The 15,451-nt window shown below is 46.8% G+C and carries 10 protein-coding genes; 2 read left to right on the top strand and 8 right to left on the bottom strand.

Features of this window, described 5'->3' with window-relative positions:
- Positions 1–68: 68 nt before the first annotated feature.
- Complete coding sequence (thrH, locus tag U5R06_04330; GenBank protein MDZ7722058.1) at positions 69–686, bottom strand: bifunctional phosphoserine phosphatase/homoserine phosphotransferase ThrH; 618 nt, start codon at positions 684–686, stop codon at positions 69–71.
- 458 nt (positions 687–1,144) lie between these two features.
- Here thrH and U5R06_04325 point away from each other — a divergent pair, with 458 nt between their 5' ends.
- Both U5R06_04325 and U5R06_04320 read left to right on the top strand, forming a co-directional pair.
- Complete coding sequence (locus U5R06_04325) at positions 1,145–2,770, top strand: T9SS type A sorting domain-containing protein (GenBank protein MDZ7722057.1); 1,626 nt, start codon at positions 1,145–1,147, stop codon at positions 2,768–2,770.
- A gap of 274 nt (positions 2,771–3,044) precedes the next feature.
- Positions 3,045–3,515: a hypothetical protein gene (locus U5R06_04320; GenBank protein MDZ7722056.1), complete on the top strand. Its 471-nt coding sequence runs from the start codon at positions 3,045–3,047 to the stop codon at positions 3,513–3,515.
- Positions 3,516–3,628: 113 nt separating this feature from the next.
- Here U5R06_04320 and U5R06_04315 read toward each other — a convergent pair whose 3' ends face one another.
- The 7 genes from U5R06_04315 to U5R06_04285 all read right to left on the bottom strand — a co-directional run bounded on the left by U5R06_04315 (position 3,629) and on the right by U5R06_04285 (position 15,450).
- Entirely contained in the window at positions 3,629–4,918 is a 1,290-nt protein-coding gene (locus U5R06_04315) for a TolC family protein (GenBank protein ID MDZ7722055.1), read from the bottom strand.
- A gap of 9 nt (positions 4,919–4,927) precedes the next feature.
- Entirely contained in the window at positions 4,928–8,098 is a 3,171-nt protein-coding gene (locus tag U5R06_04310; protein MDZ7722054.1) for an efflux RND transporter permease subunit, read from the bottom strand.
- On the bottom strand, positions 7,992–9,269 hold the full coding sequence (locus U5R06_04305; protein MDZ7722053.1) for an efflux RND transporter periplasmic adaptor subunit: 1,278 nt from the start codon (positions 9,267–9,269) through the stop codon (positions 7,992–7,994). Before U5R06_04305 ends, U5R06_04310 begins: the two co-directional genes overlap by 107 nt.
- A gap of 91 nt (positions 9,270–9,360) precedes the next feature.
- A complete protein-coding gene (locus U5R06_04300; protein ID MDZ7722052.1) occupies positions 9,361–10,674 on the bottom strand; it encodes a diaminopimelate decarboxylase in 1,314 nt (437 codons plus the stop codon).
- A gap of 149 nt (positions 10,675–10,823) precedes the next feature.
- On the bottom strand, positions 10,824–11,117 hold the full coding sequence (locus U5R06_04295; protein ID MDZ7722051.1) for a hypothetical protein: 294 nt from the start codon (positions 11,115–11,117) through the stop codon (positions 10,824–10,826).
- 92 nt (positions 11,118–11,209) lie between these two features.
- Positions 11,210–14,332, bottom strand: a complete 3,123-nt coding sequence (locus tag U5R06_04290) for an efflux RND transporter permease subunit (GenBank protein ID MDZ7722050.1) — start codon at positions 14,330–14,332, stop codon at positions 11,210–11,212.
- Entirely contained in the window at positions 14,329–15,450 is a 1,122-nt protein-coding gene (locus tag U5R06_04285) for an efflux RND transporter periplasmic adaptor subunit (GenBank protein ID MDZ7722049.1), read from the bottom strand. The genes U5R06_04290 and U5R06_04285 overlap by 4 nt, the downstream gene beginning before the upstream one ends.
- Position 15,451 lies beyond the last annotated feature (1 nt).

Genomic DNA, 15,451 nt, shown 5'->3' with positions numbered 1-15,451 from the left:
GTATGTGTTTGGGTTGCCAATCATTCACGAATCGTTTTGATCGATTAGAAAACAGAGATTTTCAAACGTTACTGCTGATCAATCGCAGCAGATGCGGTTTCAAATTCCCGATACAGCCGAGTGTAATCGGTTGCCACGGGAAACTGCGGGAATTCATCAATAACATTCCGAGGCGGTTTGAACAAGATACCGGCGTCCGCTTCGGCCAGCATGCTGGTATCATTATAGGAATCACCGGCGGCAATGACCTTGAAATTCAAACCATGAAAGGCCATCACGGAATGGCGTTTTTGGTCCGGCATGCGCAGATGATAATCCGCAATGCGTCCGTTTGCATCGATTTCCAATTGATGACAGAACAAGGCCGGATATCCGAGCTGCTGCATTAAGGGCATGGCAAAGTCATAGAATGTATCCGACAGAATGATCACCTGAAAGGATTGCCGCAACTGATTCAGGAACGCTAAAGCGCCGTCGAGCGGCCCCATGGAGGCGATCACGTCCTGAATATCATGGATACCCAGGCCGTGCTGATCCAGAACAGCCAAACGCTGCCGCATCAACTGATCATAATCCGGGATATCCCGGGTGGTTGCTTTGAGTTCATCGATACCCGTTGTCTTTGCCACATTGATCCAAATCTCGGGAATTAGAACACCTTCCAAATCCAGACACGCCAGATGCACCGTTTTCTCCTGTTTGATATAAAAAAAAGGCCGAAACTTTACGCTATGGCCTTGTTTATTGAATAAATAATATTCAATTTAATATTTTTTTACGTATCAGGCAAGAGAAAATAATTTTTTCTCCGTTCATTTTTCTCTTGATTTTTTTTAAATAAAAGTATACTTTGAGCTTGGTGTAAAAAAAGTTTCCTTCCTGACCGTACTCTATGGCGCCTCACGCATTTCGGTCATTTTATCAAGAGCAGTAAAAAGTTTTGTGGTCGTTGGGTTATCTCTCAAACGGATAGCAAATTCGGAAAAAACCGGATTCCGCATAGACAGTTTAAGAGGGCTGTTTTTACCGGATTAGGAGATTTCATTCAATCGTTGATTAAAATATCATGGTTGAATATTGTATCTGATGCTTTGCTATCAAGAAACAGAATAAATCACTTGGAGAATAGAGGGAGTAACTTACCATGTTTACGTTAAAATCGCGGCTTTACATTTTCTTTTTGATTAGTATTTTTTTAATAAGCTCTTTGCATGCAACACCAGCCTGGTGGGATAATCCGGATGGGGCTTCATCACACCATCAATCCATTTTCACAGGCCATCTCGAAAACACAGGGGATCAAGGAATTAACGCTGAAGCTATTTTAGATGTTCCAAACCTCGCTATTCCAGCAAATACCAAAGATATATGGATGCAGGTAGAATGGGAAGTAACAAGAGGATCAGGTAACCTTTTAACAGGAGTTTCTGCTCATACCATAGAATGGACGTATGATGGCTGTCCTGCTGATCCACTGGAAGATTTGACTAATATAGTAGACGCTGATTTTATGGATTATGAAGGAACTTTCTCTCCAGAGCATGAAGTAGAAACAGGAAACACTTTTGATAATGGGACTGAATTTTCGTATCAAATCGTAGGGCAGCCAGGATGTGAACGGATATATTTAAAATTTTCAATTAGCGCTGACAGTAAAATTAATTATTACGTTGATGTACAAACCATCTGTTGGGGACAGTTAGAGTGTTCCGGCGGCTGCCCGCCCGGCGGTTCTCAAGTGGGTCCCGGTAATCAGGATGTAAATATTCTCGAATTTACTTTGGACACAGGAGACGGCGGCGATGGATGGTGGGAGTCCGTTACACTTTGTCGAGCTCCTGGTGTTGATGATGCTAATATTGATGCCGTTGAAATTCAAACATCAGGTGGCATATCAATTGGTGGTCCGGTAGCATGGAGCCCTGGCGATTACATATATGAAACGACTGAAGATGGGATATTTCGGGGACAGACAATAGATATCACAGACCAGCTAATAGAAGAAACCTCGCAAACATTTAAAGTGCTCGTTGACATTAGCTCTGGAGCTGAAGCAGGAGACGAAATTGGTTTGCAGATTTATAGTGTAAATGAAATAACCGTAACCGATCCTGCAACAAAATCTTCCACAGGATTTCCAATCCTATGCGATGAACCGATTGCCATTTCTCTTTCTTCATTTCATGCAAAATTTGAAAACCAGTCAACGGTACTCCGCTGGAGGTCCGAATCCGAAATCAATCATGCCGGCTATAATATACACCGCTCGATGTATCAAAATGGACCATTCTCAAAAATTAACAGCCAACTCGTCACTGAATGCCAATCTGTAAACAATGGCGTCAAATACTACAAATACTGTGATCCCGATGCCATTGCCGGAACACTGTATTATAAATTAGAAGATGTGAGCCTTGACGGGCAGTCCACATTTCATGGACCGGTTGCTGTCAATGTCACGTCAGACGTGAACAACACATCGGCCCTGCCACGCGAAAACAGACTGCACAAAGTGTTTCCGAATCCGTTTAACCCCAGCACAACCATCCGCTACGAATTGGCCAATTCGGAAATGGTACATTTGCAGGTTTATGATTTAAACGGCCGACTTGTCCAATCCATCACAGAGGGAATGCAGCCTCCAGGGCAATATCAGAGCCAATGGAATGGCGTCAATGAATCAGGGCAAAGTGTTTCCAGCGGTGTTTATCTGTTAATCCTCAGAGCCGGATCGCAAACCTTTCAACAAAAAATGACGTTATTGCGATAAGAATCAAACATTTAAAAAAGGCTCATTAAACAATCATGAGCCTTTTTTGGCTCTATAACGGTCAGAATGGGTAAATATTAAACGCAGAAATTAAGATACAAAATAATTCAAAGAGAAAACTGTATCGTTTATTTTTTATCCTGGCGTTGTGTGAATTGAGTATCGAAACATGTCACGCAGAGGCGAGAGGTCGCAGCGGGGAAATCCAAAAACACGCCTAACGTACAAATAGTCAAATAGAGGCCAACGCTTTTTCTCAGCGACCTTTGCTGCTTTGCGTGAATTGGGTCTTGAAAGAAATGCACGCAGAGGCGCAAAGCCGCAAAGAAAGAAAAAGAAAACCGGAATATCTTTTTCGCTTTTCTCGGCGACCTTTGCTGCTTTGCGTGAATTGGTTCTTGAAACAATGCACGCAGAGGCGCAAAGCCGCAGAGGAATAAAAACCGGAATGTCTTTTTCGCTTTTCTCGGCGACCTTTGCTGCTTTGCGTGCATTGGTTCTTGAAAGAAATGCACGCAGAGGCGCAACGCCGCAAAGAGAGAAAAAGAAAACCGGAATGTCTTTTTCGCTTTTCTCGGCGATCTCTGCTGCTTTGCGTGCATTGTTTTTTAAAAAGATGCACGCAGAGGCGCAAAGCCGCAAAGGAAAAAAAACCGGAATGTCTTTCGCGCTTTTCTTGATCTTTGCTTCCTGGATTGCTAAAAAAAAAGCAATTGAAAACCAAAGAATAGCACTGGATTTTTAATTGTCTTTACGAGACCTTGCCGTTTATAGAGTTCTGACTCGATTTTTTATCCCCTTAACCCCGCACCTCAAACCACACACCACACACCCCCCTTAACACTTAAAACCTGCCACTTAAAACTGTCCTAATTCCGACACAATCCCGCCCGTCAATTTGATCAACGAATAATGCGAATCGATTAAATCATAGATCGAATTCAGTCGATTCAGTGCGGCGTTCAGATAAATCAACTGCACATCCCGGTAATTGAACGAGTTGATGGCGCCGGTTTTGAACTTTTCCTCGGAAATATCCAGATTGATCTGCGCGGCCTGCAGGGATTCGTCCGCCAGATTCAGCAGTTCTTTGCGCACCTCGTACAATTCGTAGATATTATAAAGTCGATTGACCAGATTGTGTTTCATCTGTTCAATGCCGACCTCGCCGTTGGCCAAGTCCACTTTGGCGATTTCGGTAGCGCGTCTGCGGCTTCCGCCGGTGAACAGGTTCCAGCTCAAGGTCAGGGATGCGTATTGATTTTCGGCGCTGCTCTGTGATTGCGGTTGACCGGAAAACTGCATGCGGCTATCCGATTGATCATAGCCGGCGCGCATGGAAAGTTCCGGGTACCAGTTGCTGCGTTTTAGGGCCAATTGCTTTTTCAACAATTCCAGATTGATGTACTGATTCTTCAGGGTTGTATTGTTCGTTTCAAGTTTATTCTGCAACGCTTCAAGATCGAACGATTCCGGCTGTACATAAAACGAGTCTGTAAACGTATAGATCGTTCGATTTTGAATGCCCATCAGATAATTCAAATCGCGCACGGAATTGCGGAATACCGTGCGTTGACGCAGGTAATTGGTATGGTCTTCCAGATAAGCATTCTGGGCCTGCAACAGATTATACCGGGTCTGACTGCCCAGTTCGTGACGCTGCTGCTCGTAGCTGTAGCGATCCCGGGATAACTGCATCACCTCTTCCAAGACCTGCATGCGTTCCTGCTGCAGCAGGCAATGGTAATAGGCCATGATTACAGATTGAATCGTATTTTCAACCAACAGGGCTGTGTTGCCCTCTGATAGATTTTCCAGTTCACCTAGTCGGCTTTTGCGGATATTGACCGCAAAGCCGTCGAACAGCAGCCAGTTCAGGGTCACAGAGCCGGTCACGGCATTCTGAGAATATGCCCCGGATGGATCATCGTTTTCACGCTCGGTCCCGGTCAGAGATACACTCAAAGTCGGAAAACGTCCTGCCCCGCCCCATGAGTTTTGGATGCCGGCGATACGTTCATCCGCCTGTTGAATCTGAATATCATAATTCGTTTCAAGCGCCTGATGAATGGCATCGGATAAACCGAGATCCTGAGCCGATACAGTAGAAAACAGGATTAAAAAACAAATAAAAATTCGATGGTGCATACTAAACTCCTATTCTATATGACGCTCGCTGTAAAGCACGGCGACTTCAACTTGTTCGGGTTCATATGTTTTTTTGTTCCACAACCCATAGGCCAGCCGGCGAATATCGTTCAAGATGTGGATGAGCACCGGAAAAAAGATGAGAATGAACAAAGTGCCGAATGCCACACCATAAGCCAGAGAAATGGCCATGGGGATGAGAAACTGCGCCTGAAAACTTTTTTCCAGGATCAGGGGATACAGTCCGATGGTTGTGGTCAAGGTTGTCAAGACAATCGGGCGCAAACGGTTTTTGCCGGTTTCAATGATGGCCTGTTTGATTTTGGCGCCGGAAGCAATGTAATTATTGTATTTTGACAAAAAGATCACCGCATCATTGACAATCACGCCGGTCAGGGCCACCATACCCAGGATACTCAGCATCGATACCGGCTTTCCATGCAGCCAGTGGCCCCAGAAGGCCCCCAAAAGCGACAGGGGAATCATCAGCAGGACAATAGCCGCCTGTTCAAAGGATTTAAAATGGATCATGATAATCAAAATGATAACAGCAAAGGCAATGATAAACAGAGATCTTAATTTATTGGCGGCAATCATGCTTTCTTTTTGCTGACCCTGGTACAACACGCGTATGCCGGGATATTGGGCCTGAATATCGGGGACGATATCGCGCGTGATCTGTGACAGGATATCCGGCACAGACGCGTACGGATCCACAAGATCAGCATCGACCCGCACCTCGCGTTGTCCGTTGTAACGCTGAATACTGACCGGACCACGTTCGATGCTATAATCGGCCAATTCGATGAGGGGATACTCGCCATCGCGTGTTTTAATTTTCATGCGTTCCAATTGTCCCATAAAGCGCCGATCTTCAGGCGGATAGCGTACCCATACCCGCAGTTCCTCCCGGCCTTCCTGAAGGCGTTGAGCCTGTCCCCCGAAAAAGCCTTCGCGCACCTGTCGGGCAATATCGCTCTGATTCAGTCCGAGAAAATAAGCCCTGGGTTTCAGGTGCAGACGAATTTCCTGTTTGCCCTGGGCATTGTTATCCACGATATCCTTGAGAATCGGCATTTCTTCCAGCTCTGCCATCAGCATGATTTTAGCGGAATCCAGCGCTTCCAGATTGCGGCTTAAAAGACTGATGGAAACCGGAGACCCCCAGCGGTTGCGGCCGCCGACGGTATATTTTTCCGCTTCCGGAACCGGTCCGATCTCACGCCGCACGCGTTCGGCGATTTCCATTCCGGTCAATTCCATATTGGTCAGATCACGCGGCCACACCATCAGCCGTCCGGCATGCGCGCCCTGTTCGCGACCGGAAAAAGCGCTGCCGACCCTCAAACGGGTATCATCGATGACCGGTTCATCCATACCCAGTTCATCCATCAATTGCTGATCCACCCGTTTCACGGCAGCCTCAAACTGATGCAAATAATCGTAGGTTTGTTCTTCACCGGACCCGGGAACAAAAGCAATATTAATCTCAAAACTGTCAAAGTCCACCACCGGGAAAAACGTGCTGTTGATAAATCCGCCCAGGAACAGACCCATTGTGATCATGAGCAGCGCGGCCGGCACACCGATCATCACCCAGCGCCATTTCAGCATGAATTTCAGCAATCCCACATAAACATGTTCGCGCAGCCAACTGAAACCGCGTTCCGTGTATTTGCGGACGCTAAACCCGCTCGCCGGCTTGCGGCGCCGCAATACGTGTTCATTTCCCAAATGAGCCGGGAGAATAAAAAAGGCTTCAACCAAAGATAACAAAAGAGATACAATCACGATAAAGGCCATTTCCCATTGCGCCTCGAACTGGGTGCCTTGCATAAAAAGCAGGGGCGCAAAGGCAACGACCGTGGTCAAGACAGACGTCACAACCGCAGGCGCCACTTCCATGGTTCCCTCCACAGCGGCCAGACGCGGATTCTTTCCCTGTTCGAAATGATGAAAAATATTTTCTCCAATCACAATTCCATCATCCACCAGAATACCGATCACCAGAATCATTCCGAACAAGGACATCATATTGATGGTGATCCCATAGGCATTGGCCAGGATAAACATGGCCAGAAAAAACGCCGGAATGCCCCAGGCCACCCAGGCAGAAACGCGAAAATTCAGGAACAGGGTTAACGTCAGGAGCACCAGACAAAAGCCGATCAATCCGTTGTTGAGCAGTACATTCAACCGACTGGAAAGAACCTCAAAAAAACTAAAGATGAGACGCATTTCGACACCGGAATGGGTGCTGTTAAACTCTTCCACATAATTATTCATATAATCTGTAATGGCCTCGAGGTCTTCTTCCGGTAATTTATCAATCGAAAACGTGATGGATTTTTTCCCGTTTCCAAAGGTGGGATAAAAATTTTGCGGTGTCTGTTTTTTAACCACAGCGACATCACGAATACGCAGCTGAGCGCCGGATTCACTGCCCCGGAGGACGATATTGCCGATTTTATCCGGATCTGCGCTGCGCGAGCGCAAGCGGATGAGCATCTCTTCATTTTTAGATTTAATTTGACCGCCGGAAAAATCACGATTGTTATTTAAAACAGCGGAAGCGATTTCACTCAAAGTCAGATCATATCGAATCAGATCAGATTCGCTGACCTCGACCGATATTTCCGGCGTAGGAAGTCCCCATAAATTCACCTGACTGATCACACCGGAATTTAAAAGATCGTCCTCGATGCGATACGCATAATCATGCAGCGTAAAAATATCATCCGGTCCGGACAAAGTGACAAACGCGGCTCTTGACGTGTTCCGCTGTTTGTAAATAACGGGCCGTTCCGCAGCGCTGGGCATCGCGGATATACCGTCCACGGCGTTTTTGACTTCCATCAATACTTCATCAATATCATATTCGCCGGTGGTTTCGATGGTGACCCGGGAACTGTTCTCAGACGAGGTTGATGTAATTTCTTTAATACCGACAATTCCGCGAACAGCCGCTTCGATACGAGTGGTAATTCCTTCTTCCATTTCAATCGGCGAGGCGCCCGGATAGAACACCGAAATGGTAATGATGCGCGATGTGGTTTCCGGAAAAAACGATTTTTTAAGATTTGAAAAGGACACCAGACCTGCGATCAGTATAAAGGCGATCAACAGATTGGCATAAAACGGAAACTTTACAAAGGTTGATACGATTCGACGAAACATCATAATCCTCAAATAGTTCAGCTGGCTCAAGTCTGTTCGCGGGTTCATCGCGGCCGAGAATTTTAACGGGAATATTTTCAGACACGTTGATCAAGGGCTGCACAACAATAAATGTACCCGGTTCTACACCCCGGAAAAAGACAGTTTGATCATTCACTTTGACAATATCGATGGTCTCTTTTTTCAGACGTCCCTCCCGCACCACAAACACCGTATTAAAATTAAAAATTGCGTTGCGTGGAATTTCCATGACATCATGGATCTGACCGCCTTTGAAAGATGCAGAGAGATATTGGCCGGCATACAGCTGCGTCTGGTTCATCAACGGGACTTGAACGAACACGGGACGCGACTGAGTCGTTTTGTCTACAAATTCCGCAATGCGAATCACATTACCCTGCCAGGTCTGGCCTGTTTCGGACGCCTGCAGTGTAACCGGGGCTCCCACTCGAATCCATTTTGCAAATCCATTCTCGATCGGCACCTGCACTTCAACGGTATCAGTATGAATGATGCGTGCTATTCTTCCCCCGACATTTGTATAGGCGCCCACTTCCAAACTGACACTCAGAAATGTACCGTTAAACGGAGCGTACAATGTATGGCGTTTCAATTGTTTTTCATTTTTTACAATCGAATAATAGTCATTCAATATATTTTGTCCGGCAAGAAATATTTTCAATTTTTCAGATGTATAATCGGGCAGCGGCGGCATATCGTCATCCAGATTGACAGCGTTGAAAAACTCTTTGAATTCCGGATAACGATCCGGAAAATCAATCTGCAGATCAGGCAGGACATTGGCCAGCCGATTCAGAAAACTGCTTTTCTGCGCTTTGAGAGCCAGTTCCACCTCGTCTTTGTAGACGGTTAAAAGAACATCCCCTCGCTGAAAGGATTGACCGGTTTTCAACGGCACATCCCCTCGCTCTATTTTACCGGAGGCTTCGGCTATCAAATCCAGCTCGGCGCTTGAGAGCACCCGGCCCTCTCCGTTTACGATCGATTTCAAAGTGGTGTATTTTACAGGCTCTGCTTTCACATATCGGTCGCCGGGCTTTGTCGGCGTTTTGACAAAATCTTTTTTCTGAGCAATTAAAAAACGCATCAGTAAGAAACTTGCCAGTAAAAGTCCAAGTAAAGAAGCAACAATTATAAATCTTCTTTTTTTCATCGTCCATCTCGTTTTAGTTAAATATGCCCTGTTTTGACAATCAAACCTGGTCTTTTATTCCCGGTTCGGCTAATATTTTTTCACCTATTGATCAGTCTAATGAATGTTCATTTTGTATCATCTGTTCCAGAGTTTCTTCGGAGCGTATCAATTTCAATTCACCGTGTGTGCGCAGCAGAACCTCGGGTGGGGTTACATAGGAATTATAATTTTTCAAACTCATTGCCGAGGTATAGGCGCCGGTGCCGCCCACCACCAGATAATCCTCGAGGTCCGGTTCAGACAAGAGTCGCGGAATAATATGTCCGCGGGAATCCAGGCTCTGGGAATCACCGCTTTCGCAGCAACGTCCCACCACAACCCGATAATCGGCTTCTTCCATCAAATGACCGAGATCATATTCCGAAGAATAGAGATCGCCCTCTTTTGAGATGACATAAAAAGGATGGCGGGACCCGTAGAGCAACGGCCGGGTATTGGCTTCCATCCCGCCGTCGGTGATCAGAAAGTTAAAACCATCTTCTCCGGTCGACTTTTTATCCATCACCCGGGTCACCAGAAAACCGGCATTGGCCACCAGATAGGTTCCGGGCTCGATTTGCATGTTCAACTTGCGGCCGGTGCGTTTTGCAAACGCTTTGAAACGATCTTTTGCATACTGACCCAATGCCTTGATATCAGCCTGTGTTTCATCCGGCATGCGGGCTTCCTTGAACCCGCCTCCCAGGTTCACGGTCTTGACATCAGGGAAAAAAGTTTCAACCAACTGCAGTTCGCGGTCAATATTTTCGCGCCAGAGTTTGGGATCCCCGCCGGAACCAATATGGATATGGATTTGATCAATGGTTAATTCTTGTTCCCGTGCAAATTTAACGGCTTTGGGTAAATCCTCCAGATGCACGCCAAAACAGGAATACTTGTCACCCGTATTTCGGGTCACGGATTCGCCTGAACCGACTCCCGGATGAACGCGCATGGATAATTTCAGGTTATGCGTCCGGGCAAACTCTGAAATCAATTTGAGCTGCCGCAGGGAACAGACATTATATTTCAGCCCGTCCAGCAAGCATGATTCAAGTGTTTCGCGTTCTTTTCCAAGCGGGACCTGCTGAGAGGTTAATTCCATACGAGAGAAAGGAATGCCCGCCATATGGGCACGCAGCGCCTCATTCAGCGAGCTGGTATCCAGATCAATTCCCAGATTTGTGATTAACTGCAGCAGAGCCCGGTTCGAGTTGGCTTTCATGGCATAACTGACACTCAGTCCATAGGCATGCGGCATTTTTAATACTTTGTGACACTTGTTCAATATCGTCTGTTCATCATATAAATAAAACGGCGTGCCGAATTTTTTTGCAGCATTCTGAACCACAGACGGTTCTATAGTAGTATTACCCAAAGTCATAGAGTCCTCAATTTTATTCATGATATTAAAGACGTAATTTAATATTTTTAATGCAAATCTACAAATAAATCGTCGGCGATTTGGTTGTATACCTGAAATGGAAGGTATGCGGATGTCATGCCGCTTTTTTAAATGGCCCCCAAGCGGTATTATTTGCTTTTTTTAAACAGCGAGTCCAGATTTTTTCGCGCCTCTTGGGCCCGGCTTTCGGAATAAACCGTCTCGTGTTCACAGGCTTGAAAATAGGTACACTTGTTCGGTTTGTCCTTGATTTTCACCCATTCCGCCATGGCCTCCCGGCATTCATTCCAGCTGGCCGGATCATAAAACTTGCAATTCAAACAACAATGTAAACAAGTCTTGCACTTTGGGCACGTATCCGTTGATCCGATACGCTGACTGGGTGCATATTCAATTTCATGTCCGCATTTGTAACATTTCATAGCGCACCTCCTTTGGTCTAAAATTATAAAAAATCAAAGGTAAATGCAAGAACAAAAAAGGCGTCCCCGCGTCGGGACGCCTTTTTTTTTGATCAGGCGTTCTCTATCCGCGCCTGTTTTGCAGCTTTTTTTTCTTTTCGGCGTCTGCTTCGCACCTCGAGCGTTGCATAGATGGTCGGCACCACAATTAAGGTCAGACCGGTGGCCACAATCAGACCTCCCATCACGGCGCGGGCCATGGGAGCCCAGGATTCACCGCTGGCGCCCAGTCCCAGCGCCAGTGGAAACATCGCCAGAATGGTTGTCAAAGCCGTCATCAGCACCGGTCGGATACGCACCCGTCCAGCTTCACGTATGGCATCAAACAGTTCATAATTGCGATCTCTGAGTTGATTGATATAATCAATTAGCACAATACCGTTATTGACCACGATCCCCACCAGCATAATAACGCCGATAAAGACGATTGCGCTGAATATGGTACCGGTCAGTAAAAGGCCCAACGCGACCCCGATAAAGGACAGGGGAACTGTGAACAAAATGACAAACGGATCGATAAAGGATTCAAACTGTGAAGCCATAACCATATACGTTAAAATAACCGCGATAAACATCGCCAGCAGCAGATAAAAGAATGATTCCTGCTGTTCTTCAGCCGCACCGCCGATTTCCAGTCGGAAATTAGTGGGAACTGCGATATCATCAACGACGTTTCTGACATCTTTTGTTACGCTTTTCAAATCCCGTCCGGCGATATCAATATTCACACTGACCTGACGTTCCTGGTCTTCCCGGTTGATGGTTTGAGGAGCATTGCTGTATTCAATATTGGATATAGCGCGTAACGGCACTTGTCGGCCCTGTGGTGTGACGAACAAAATATTATCCAGATACTGCTTGCTGGTTCGGTATTCTTCTGCCAGACGCACCCGAACATCATATTCATCCCCGCCTTCGCGGTACCGGGTCGCCACATTCCCCAGCAGACTGTTCTGCAGGGTGCCGCCAACCTGTGCGGTACTCAAACCAAGATCGGCAATGCGATCGCGGTCCAGATTGATAGCCAGTTCGGGTGAAGCATCTTCAAGCGTGCTTTGAACAAAATCTACGCCTTCAATTTCGCTTACTTTGGTCTTGATCTCCTCAGAAAGCGCACGCGCAACCTCCAGATCAAAACCGAATATTTGTATCACAATATCACCTTCGCCGAACATTTGGTTAAATCCGCCTTGAATAAATTTCACTTCAGTATCCGGCAATTCATTAAAGCGGTCCCGCAACACATCCTGAATTTCAAACTGGCTGCGCTCGCGCTCGCTTTGATCCGGCAGCGTAATTTGCATGGAACCCCGGTTCGATCCCTGTGACCCAAACAGCGCCATGATTCCTTCACCCTGGCCGAAATCCACATAAGTCAATTTGGCTTCCGGTACTTCTTCACGTACAATATCTTCCATGGTTCGCATGGTTTTCGCCATTTCATTCAGACTGATACCCGGAGAGCGCTCCACCTGCATTTCAATGAATCCCATATCATTTTCCGGAAGAAACTCGGCGCCGAGCATAACCAATATGATGACAGAGACGACAAACGCACCCATGGATAGCAGAATAACAATTTTGCGATGCAAAAGACTCCAGTCCAGCCATTTGCCGTAACGGGCGTACAACCGATTCATCATGGTTTCGATGCGGCGCGCCCAGTTCCCGAGCATGCCTTTTTGTTTATGCACCTGGCGAACGCGCAAAAAGCGTGATGCCAGCAACGGAATCAGGGTCAGCGCCACCAGCAGGGAAACAATCAACGAAAAACAAATGGTCAAGCCCATGTCCCGGAACAATTGTCCGGATAGACCCGGGACAAAGAGAATGGGGACAAATACCGAAATTGTGGTCAATGTCGAAGCTGTAATGGCCATCCCCACTTCAGAGGCGCCCTGGTCGGCGGCTTTATCAGCCGGCTGACCTTCTTCCTCATGCAGCCGGTAAATACTCTCCAACACCACAATCGCGTTATCCACAAGCAACCCGACCGCCAGCGCCAATCCGGCCATAGAAATCACATTCAATGTAAGATCAGCCAGCATCATGACAGCAAAGCTGAGTAATATTGAAATCGGAATAGACACGGCAACAATGAGTGAACTGCGGAAATTGCGTAAAAAGAACAACAGGACAAGAAACGCCAGGACAATGGCCTGAACCGCTGTACTGCCCAGATTGGACATGGATTGATTGATAAAATCCGCCTGATCCCAGAAAATATCCAGGCTTACCCCTTCAGGCATGGCGCTCTGGAGATCAGCCATTTGCGCATTGATCCGATCCGATGTGTTGACAATGTTGGCATCCGATTGTTTCTGTAAAAACACCATCACCGCCGGTCGGCCATTGGTCCAGACTTGCTGTCGGACCTCCTTGAATCCGTCAATGACATCCGCCACATCGCGAACGCGGATCACAGAACCGTTCATGGTTGTGACAGCCGTATTTCGAATCTGCTCAACATTGTCATACTCGCCCTGCGTCTGTATGGAAAACTCGGTGTGCTGATCATCGATAAACCCGGACGGTATCTGCAGATTGTTTTGCTGCAAGGCAGCGGTGACCTGCTGAATGGCAAGGTGATGCGCACGCAATCTCACCGGATCAATCATCACCCGAATTTCACGAGTCAGTCCGCCCGATGTATTGGCCGTTGCCACACCGGGAATACGTTCCAGACGCGGTTCAACTTCATCCAATGCAATCTGCCGCAATTCGGCAGGTCCATGCTGGTCCGAATTCACCATAATGTACATGATCGGCATTTGCGAAATATCAAATTTAAACAAAAGAGGATCGCTCATATCAGCGGGCAGATAATCGCGGATATAATCGAGATTATTCCGGACATCCATTTCCGCCTGGTCCATATCCGTGCCCCAGGCAAATTCAAGATACACCAGGGAGAGACCCTGTTTGGATTCAGAACTGACCTCTTTAATATTTTCCGAGGTTGCAACCGCCTCCTCAATCGGACGGGTCACAACCGTCTCTATATCTTCCGGTCCGACACCGGAATATTGTGAAATCACCACCATCATCGGAAATTCGAGTTCAGGATAAAGATTCAGTTTCAACTGGGTTAACCCGAACAATCCGAATCCGACAGCGATCAAGTAGATCATCGTAAATGTCACGCCGCGGCGTATGGATACTTTGGATAATTTCATAATTCACTTTCCTCTTTGACGATCTTGACAGGTGTTTGGTCTTTGATATTGTTCTGGCCTTCTACAATCAGTTTTTCTCCGACTTGCAGACCGCTGTCCACAGCCATGCGCACATGGTTGATGTAATTAATATCCAGTGTCCGTTGCTCAGCCAGGCTGTCTTTTACGACAAACACATGATATTCTTTGACCACCTGGTTGCCGCTGCTCTCACGGTTTAGACGTGTATTTTCAAGCGTCGCAAATCTCGGCACCAGGATCGTGTTTTCCACAATGCCGGTCACAATTTCAACTTTGGCGTACATACCGGAACGCAGCAACCCTTCAGGGTTATCAATATGAACTTTAACCGTCGCCATACGCGTCATCGGATCCAGAACCGGACTGATGCGTTTAACCTTACCTGTAAACACTTTATCTTTATAACTTTTAATATGAACACGCGCAGTTTGTCCCGTCTTGATTTTGCCGAGATCATTTTCAGTCACGTCGAACCGGATCTCTACGCTGTCCATCTGAACCATCAAAATAAGCGGCATACCGGGTGATGCCATATCACCGGCTTCCATATAGCGTCTGCCGACCACCCCCTGAATGGGCGAAGTAACCGTGGCATCCTTTAATCCCTCTTTTGCGCTTTGCAATCCCGCTTCAGCCTGTTCCAGTTGCGCTTTGGCGGCTTTGTATTGAGTTTTAACCTGATCATACTGTTGTTGACTCACCGCACCCTCTTTAAAAAGCCGTTCGCTGCGTTGAAACTCTTCTTTCATATTGGAATGCTGTGCTTCAGCGGCGGATAATGCAGCCCGGGCTTGTCTCACACCCTGACGGATGGAAGTCGCGTAAATTTCAGCCAGCGGTTCTCCTTTTTTCACCACATCTCCCTCTTTTACAAAGAAACGCGCAATGCGGTCGGGAATCTTGGAAAAAACTCTGACCTCCACCCGGGCTTTGATATCACCCTGGTAGGTGAGCGATTGTTCCAGATCACCACGCGTTACAGTTTGTACGGTCACCGGAACACGAACATCCTGTTCTTTTTCCTCGACACCTGTTGCGCATCCGAGCAGTACTGAAATAACCAGTACGACACAACCTATAGATAATATACGTTTCATT

The organism is candidate division KSB1 bacterium (genome assembly GCA_034521575.1).
Lineage (GTDB): Bacteria > Zhuqueibacterota > Zhuqueibacteria > Residuimicrobiales > Krinioviventaceae > JAXHMJ01.
This window is presented reverse-complemented; position numbering and strand designations above follow the sequence as displayed.

Excerpts from the sequence above, each read along its gene's own strand:
- U5R06_04325 (MDZ7722057.1), top strand. The coding sequence starts at position 1,145 with ATGTTTACGTTAAAATCGCGGCTTTACATTTTCTTTTTGATTAGTATT.
- U5R06_04315 (MDZ7722055.1), bottom strand. The coding sequence starts at position 4,918 with ATGCACCATCGAATTTTTATTTGTTTTTTAATCCTGTTTTCTACTGTA.
- U5R06_04310 (MDZ7722054.1), bottom strand. The coding sequence starts at position 8,098 with ATGATGTTTCGTCGAATCGTATCAACCTTTGTAAAGTTTCCGTTTTAT.
- U5R06_04305 (MDZ7722053.1), bottom strand. The coding sequence starts at position 9,269 with ATGAAAAAAAGAAGATTTATAATTGTTGCTTCTTTACTTGGACTTTTA.
- U5R06_04300 (MDZ7722052.1), bottom strand. The coding sequence starts at position 10,674 with ATGACTTTGGGTAATACTACTATAGAACCGTCTGTGGTTCAGAATGCT.
- U5R06_04295 (MDZ7722051.1), bottom strand. The coding sequence starts at position 11,117 with ATGAAATGTTACAAATGCGGACATGAAATTGAATATGCACCCAGTCAG.
- U5R06_04290 (MDZ7722050.1), bottom strand. The coding sequence starts at position 14,332 with ATGAAATTATCCAAAGTATCCATACGCCGCGGCGTGACATTTACGATG.
- U5R06_04285 (MDZ7722049.1), bottom strand. The coding sequence starts at position 15,450 with ATGAAACGTATATTATCTATAGGTTGTGTCGTACTGGTTATTTCAGTA.